A 6,154-nucleotide genomic window follows, 5' to 3' on the forward strand; every position below is an offset into this window, starting at 1 on the left:
GTCGTGCTGTCAAGGTTCGTGCAGACCTGTCCGTTTGTGGTCGGACGTCGAGCAGGGCCGTCGTCGCTCCGCGCGCCCCCTCTCAGGCCCGGGTGCGGAGGACGACGCCCAGGAGCCCCTCGACGACGTCCGCCACCAGGGCCGGACCGGCGGCGGAGCCCGCGGCGTCCGCCGGGTCCTGCGCGAGCTGCGCGTCCGCCCAGGCGTCGACGACGGCCAGCGCGCCGGGGGCGTCGAGGTCGTCCGCGAGGCGACGGCGCACGCCGTCCAGCACGTGCTGGGCGTCCGGCCCCGAGGGACGGGCGACCGCCTCGCGCCAGCGGGCGAGGCGCTCGCGGGCGCCGGCGAGGCCGTCGTCGGTCCAGGACCAGTCGTCCCGGTAGTGGTGGGCCAGCACGGCCAGCCGCACGGCCGACGGGTCCTCCCCCGCCCGGCGCAGCGACGAGACGAGCACGAGGTTCCCCCGCGACTTGCTCATCTTCTCGCCGTCGAGGGCCACCATGCCGCCGTGCGCGTACACCTGCGCGTACGGCGCCGTCCCCGTGAGCACGTGCGCGTGGGAGGCCCCCATCTCGTGGTGGGGGAAGACGAGGTCGGAGCCGCCGCCCTGCACGTCGAAGCCCGCACCCAGGTGCTCCAGCGCGATGGCCACGCACTCGATGTGCCAGCCCGGGCGCCCGGCCCCCAGGTCCCCCCCGTCCCACGACGGCTCGCCCTCGCGCGCCGCGCGCCACAGCACCGGGTCGAGCGGGGAGCGCTTGCCGGGGGTGGCCGGGTCGCCGCCGCGCTCGGCGAACAGCTGCCGCATCGTGGCGTCGTCGTAGCCGCCGACCCCGCCGAACCGCTCGTCGGACGCGACGTCGAAGTAGACGTCGCCGGTGGCCTCCAGGCGGTAGGCGGCGCCGCGCCCCACGAGCTCGCGGACGGCGGCGGCCGCCTGCGGCACGGTCTCGACGGCCCCGAGGTAGACGTCCGGCGGCACGACGGACAGGGCGGTCATGTCCTCGCGGAACAGGTCGGTCTCCCGCACCGCAAGGTCGCGCCAGTCCTCCCCCGTCGCCGCCGCGCGCTCGAGCAGGGGGTCGTCGACGTCCGTGACGTTCTGGACGTACCGGACCTCGTGGCCGGCGTCCCGCCAGGCGCGCACGAGCAGGTCGAACGCGAGGTACGTGGAGGCGTGGCCCATGTGCGTCGCGTCGTAGGGCGTGATGCCGCAGACGTACAGGCGGGCGACCGGGCCGGGCGAGGTGACGCGCACGCTGCGGGAGGCGCTGTCGTGCAGCGAGACGGGACCCCCCGTCCCCGGCAGGTGCGGCAGGTGCGGGGAGGACCACGACTTCACGGGGGCGACCCTAGTCGCCGCCGGCGGGCTCCCCCGCGCCCGCCTCGCTCCGCCGCGGCGCGGCGGGGACCGCTCGACGCCGGCGCCCGGGAGGCAGGGGCGATCGGGGTCAGGGCGTCCGGGAGGCGGGGTCGCGCAGGAGAGGAGGGGGCTCTAGAACACGGGCCAGGGGACGGCGCTGCGGTGCTCGGGCGGCTGCGGCATCACCGCGCCGCGCAGCAGCCGCTCGACGCGCGTGCGCAGGGCCCGCACCTCCCGCGCGGTCAGGAGCGGGCGCAGGGCCTCCTCCAGCCCGCCGCGCAGGGCGCCCCGGAGGCGCTCGAGCGCCTCGAGCTCGACGTCGGGGAGGGGGTCGCCGGCCCAGCCCCACAGCACCGTGCGGAGCTTGCCCTCGGCGTGCAGCACGAGCCCGTGGTCGATGCCGTGGACGGGCGGGCCGTCGCCGCGCCCGGCCGCCGACGCCGGGTCCGCGGCCTCGGGGCGCCCGAGCAGCAGGTGCCCGGCCTTGCGGTCGGCGTTGTTCGCGACGGCGTCGAAGACGGCGACGGACAGCAGCCGCGGGTCGTCCGCGTGCACGAGCGTGACCGGCTCGCCGTAGGGGCCCCAGGCGTCCAGGACGCCGTGCCAGCCCCGCGGGGTCCCGCCCTGCGCCACGACGTCGACGAGACCCGCGCCGGGCTCGCCCAGCAGGCGCTCGTCGTCCTCGGCGTCGTCCTGCTCCGGCGCCGCCCCCGCGAGCGCTCCGTCGGCGGGCTCGACCACCCCGTCGGCGGCGGCCTCCTCGTCGAGGGGCGCGTCGCGCGGCGGGTGCACCCACCGCTGCACCGAGCCCGGGCCGAGGGGACCGTCGCGCAGGACGGTCGTGGGCACCACGCCCCAGCCCGCGGCGCGCGACACGAGGGAGGCCGCCACCTCCCGGCCCGCCAGCGTGCCGTCGGGGAAGTCGTGCAGGGGTCGCTCGCCGCGCACGGGCTTGTACACGCACCGCACGGCGTCCGCCCCGGCGCGGCACGTGGCCAGGAGCGTGACGTTCGAGGAGCCCGAGATGCGCCCGACGACGTCGAGCTCACCGGTGGCCAGCAGCGCGGCCAGGTCCTCGCCGTCGGGCGGGACGCCGCCCGCACCCACCGGCAGGGGAGCCCCGGCTCCCTCGCCGGTCAGCGGCGGTACCCGTTGGCGCGGGGGCAGACGTGCCCCTCGGGGTCCAGCGGGCCGGAGCAGAAGGGGCACGGGGGACGGCCCGCCGCCACCAGCGCCGAGGCGCGCTGGGCGAAGCCGCGGGCGCTCGCGCCGCTGAGGGAGACCCGCAGCACCGAGCGGGCGTCCGGCTCCGGGCTACCGGCGAGGCCCCCGGGCGGGAGGCCCTCGGCGGGGGCGTCCTCCTCCTCGACGGAGAAGCACTCGATGACGACGACGCCGCGGTCGCCGTCCCACTGCAGGCTCATGGTCCCGACCCGGAACTCCTCCTCGATCGGGGTGTCCAGCGGGTCGGTGTCCCCCGCGCCCACGGGGGTGACCGCCGGCACCGGGGCGTCCCCGCCGCTGCGCCGCACGACCTCGTCGAGCAGCTCCTCCACCTTCTCGGCGAGGGTCGCGACCTGCTGCTTCTCCAGGGCCACCGAGACGACGACGGGCACGGGGCCCGCGCCGCGCGCCCGGGCCTGGAGGAAGAAGGTGCGCGAGCCCGCCTGGCCGACGGTGCCGGCGACGAAGCGGTCCGGCGGGTCGTAGTCGAAGACCTGCGGAGCCATGCCCGGAGACTACCCAGCGTCGGGACGGACCACCGGACGGCTCAGCGGCCCGCTCCCCCGCCGAGGGCGGCGTCGGAGGACGCCGGGGCCCGCCGGCGCCGACGCGCCGGCGGGGCCAGGGAGGAGAGGTCTCCCCCGGTGTCGTTGGTGCGCACGACGAAGGGCCGCAGCGCCGTGTACCGGACCACCGAGACCGACGCAGGGTCGACGACGATGCGCTGGAAGGTGTCCAGGTGCTGTCCGAGGGCGTCGGCCAGCACGGCCTTGATGACGTCGCCGTGCGAGACGGCCACCCAGACCGCGTCCTCGCCGTGCTCGGCGGCCACCGCGGCGTCGTGCTCGCGCACGGCCGCCACCGCCCGGGACTGCACGTCGCGCAGGGACTCCCCGCCCGGGAACTGCGCGGCGCTGGGGTGGCCCTGGACCACCTTCCAGTGCGGCTCCTTCGCCAGCTCGCGCAGGCCGCGGCCGGTCCAGTCCCCGTAGTCGCACTCGAGCAGGCGGGGCTCCTCCACGAGCTCGGGTCGCGGGCGCCGCGCCGTGCCCCCGGCCGCCAGGAGGGCGCGGGCGGTGGCGACCGTGCGCTCGAGCGGGCTGGCCACGACGGCGGCCAGGGGCACGGCGGAGAGCCTCCGGGCGAGGGCGGCGACCTGCGCGGCGCCGGACTCGTCGAGGCCCACGCCCGGGGTGCGTCCGGCGAGGACGCCCGAGGCGTTGGCCGCCGTGCGGCCGTGTCGGACCAGCAGGAGGGTCGGCACGGGCGCCACCATAGGCGCCGGCCCCGGGGCGACCGCTGCTCCGGGCCCCCCAGCGCCCTGCTGCGCCGGCCGAGGGGCCGCGCCTCCCCGCGGGGACGGCGTCCCTCCTCGGGCCGCGAGCGCGCAGGACGCCGATCGACCCGCTGACCGAACGACCTCCCGGAGGACCCGTGAGCACGACCCTGCGCACCTGCGACAGCACCCGCCTCGACGACCTCGCCCCGGCGGGGCCCGGCGACGCGCCCGCGGAGGCCGCGGCGGCGCTGGCCCGTGCGCGCGAGGCGGGCCGGGGCTTCGTCTGGGTGCACCTCGACGACCCCCGGGAGGGGGACCTCCACGGCTACCGGGAGCCGCTGGGGCTGCACCCCCTGGCGGTGGAGGACCTCGAGACGGGGCGCCAGCGCCCCAAGCTGGAGGTCGACGCGGGCGAGGGGCGCGGCTCGCTGCTCGTGAGCGCCCGCACGACCAGCTACGACGACAGCCGCTCCGCCGTGGAGACCGGGGAGGTGCTCGTCGTGCTCGGCGACCGCTGGGTGCTCACGGTCTCGCGCGGCGACGACGGCGTCGTGGACCGCGCTCGCCGGCGGCTGGGAGCCGAGGCGCTCGGGATGGGCGCCGTCGCCGTCCTGCACGCGGTACTGGACGTCGTCGTGGACGGCTACGTGGCCATCGCCGCCGAGCTCGAGGAGGACGTGAGCCAGCTGGAGCGGGAGGTCTTCAGCCCGGACTCGCCCGACACGGGGACGACGTCCCGCGTGTACGAGCTGAAGCGCGAGGTGCTGGAGCTGCTGCGCGCGGCGCGCCCGCTGGTGGAGCCCGCGCGCCGCCTGTGGCAGACCGACCTCGACCTCGTGCCGGAGGCCGCGCGGGTCTTCCTGCGCGACGTCTCCGACCACGCCGTGCAGGCGGCCGAGTCGGCGGAGTCCACCGCCCGTCAGCTCGGCGACGTCCACAGCGCCCACCTGGCCGAGGTGGGCCTCCAGCAGAACGACGACGCGCGGCGCATCTCCGCCTGGGCTGCGCTCGCGGCCGTGCCGACGCTCGTCGCGGGCGTCTACGGCATGAACTTCGCGCTGATGCCCGAGCTCCAGTGGCGCTACGGCTACCCGGTGGCGCTCCTGGTCATGCTCACCATCTGCCTCGTCCTGCACCGCGCCTTCAAGCGCTCGGGCTGGCTGTAGGCCGTCGCGGGTCCTCCCCCGCCCGCTGCCGTCCCACCCTCCTCCGTGACGGCAGGCGGGCCGGCGTCCACGCTCTTTTTTATTACGATCCGGTCACGGTCAGCACCGTGAGTGGCGATCGGCAACGGTGCGTGATCCTCTCCTCTCGGCACGAACCGCCGAGAACGCCCGGCAGCGATGACGCTGCCGCACGACGACTGACGGAGGCACCCATGACCAGCATCAAGCGCACCCTCGCCCTGACCGCCGCGCTGAGCATCGCCGCGCTGCCCCTCGCGACCCCGGCCATGGCTGCGGACAGCACCTCGCTGAGCGGGAGCCTGACGCAGCTCAACGACTCCGGCGTGACCGCCGACGTCACCGGCAGCGTGGACGGCAACGAGGTGACCATCGAGATCACCCCGAACGGGCTGCTCGCCGGCTCCCCCCACGCCCAGCACATCCACATCGGCGGCACCAACAGCTGCCCCTCCCCCGACCAGGAGGGCTCCGGAGCCGACGGCGCCCTGCAGGTCTCCGACGCCGCCGGCGCCTACGGCGCCATCGCGGTCTCCCTGACCACCGAGGGCGACACCAGCCCCGACTCGGGCCTGGCCGTCGACCGCTTCCCGGTCGGCGACGCCTCGTACTCGCGCACGCTGGAGGTCTCCGACGAGGTCGCCGCGCAGATCGCCGCCGGTGACGGCGTCGTCGTCCTGCACGGCGTCGACCAGGACGGCTCCGGGGCCTACGACGGCGACGTGATGTCCGACCTCGACCCGAACCTGCCCGAGGAGGCCACCAACCCGGCCGCCTGCGGCACCCTCGACGCCTCCATGACCGTGCCGGTCGGCGGTGTGGACACCGGCGCCGGCGGCGTGGCCGGCGACAGCACGACCGCCTCCGTGGTCGGCGGCGCGGCGCTGGCCGCGGCGGGCGCCGCGGGCCTCGTCCTGCTGCGCCGCCGCACCGCCCAGGAGGGCTGACCCAGCGGGGACGGCCCTCGAGGGCCGTCCCCCGCAGCCCGAGCCGGCCCCCGGCCCCCCCGCGGCCCGGGCCCCGGCCCGCCCGCCGCCCGCCCCCCGCGGGGGCCGGGGGCGGGCGGGGGGGGGGGCCGGCGGGCGGGCGCCGCGGGGCGGCGGG

The 6,154-nt window shown here is 77.6% G+C and carries 6 protein-coding genes; 2 read left to right on the plus strand and 4 right to left on the minus strand.

Features of this window, described 5'->3' with window-relative positions:
- Positions 1-82: 82 nt before the first annotated feature.
- The 4 genes from mshC to Q0848_RS15945 all read right to left on the minus strand — a co-directional run bounded on the left by mshC (position 83) and on the right by Q0848_RS15945 (position 3,851).
- On the minus strand, positions 83-1,342 hold the full coding sequence (mshC, locus tag Q0848_RS15930) for a cysteine--1-D-myo-inosityl 2-amino-2-deoxy-alpha-D-glucopyranoside ligase (RefSeq protein WP_299039285.1): 1,260 nt from the start codon (positions 1,340-1,342) through the stop codon (positions 83-85).
- A 153-nt stretch (positions 1,343-1,495) separates the two neighbouring features.
- Entirely contained in the window at positions 1,496-2,470 is a 975-nt protein-coding gene (locus Q0848_RS15935; RefSeq protein WP_299039287.1) for an SCO1664 family protein, read from the minus strand.
- 29 nt (positions 2,471-2,499) lie between these two features.
- Positions 2,500-3,093: a DUF3090 domain-containing protein gene (locus Q0848_RS15940; protein WP_299039289.1), complete on the minus strand. Its 594-nt coding sequence runs from the start codon at positions 3,091-3,093 to the stop codon at positions 2,500-2,502.
- A gap of 41 nt (positions 3,094-3,134) precedes the next feature.
- Positions 3,135-3,851 (minus strand): histidine phosphatase family protein, encoded by a 717-nt coding sequence (locus tag Q0848_RS15945; protein ID WP_299039290.1) that lies wholly within the window; start codon positions 3,849-3,851, stop codon positions 3,135-3,137.
- 170 nt (positions 3,852-4,021) lie between these two features.
- Here Q0848_RS15945 and Q0848_RS15950 point away from each other — a divergent pair, with 170 nt between their 5' ends.
- Both Q0848_RS15950 and Q0848_RS15955 read left to right on the plus strand, forming a co-directional pair.
- A complete protein-coding gene (locus tag Q0848_RS15950) occupies positions 4,022-5,032 on the plus strand; it encodes a magnesium and cobalt transport protein CorA (RefSeq protein WP_299039291.1) in 1,011 nt (336 codons plus the stop codon).
- A gap of 212 nt (positions 5,033-5,244) precedes the next feature.
- Positions 5,245-5,997: a hypothetical protein gene (locus Q0848_RS15955; protein ID WP_299039292.1), complete on the plus strand. Its 753-nt coding sequence runs from the start codon at positions 5,245-5,247 to the stop codon at positions 5,995-5,997.
- Positions 5,998-6,154 lie beyond the last annotated feature (157 nt).

Origin of the sequence: uncultured Pseudokineococcus sp. (assembly GCF_947495735.1) — a bacterium.
Lineage (GTDB): Bacteria > Actinomycetota > Actinomycetes > Actinomycetales > Quadrisphaeraceae > Pseudokineococcus.

What these genes read in the sequence shown, in the direction of transcription:
- Q0848_RS15940 (WP_299039289.1), bottom strand. Translation starts at nt 3,093, where the DNA reads ATGGCTCCGCAGGTCTTCGACTACGACCCGCCGGACCGCTTCGTCGCC.
- Q0848_RS15955 (WP_299039292.1), top strand. Translation starts at nt 5,245, where the DNA reads ATGACCAGCATCAAGCGCACCCTCGCCCTGACCGCCGCGCTGAGCATC.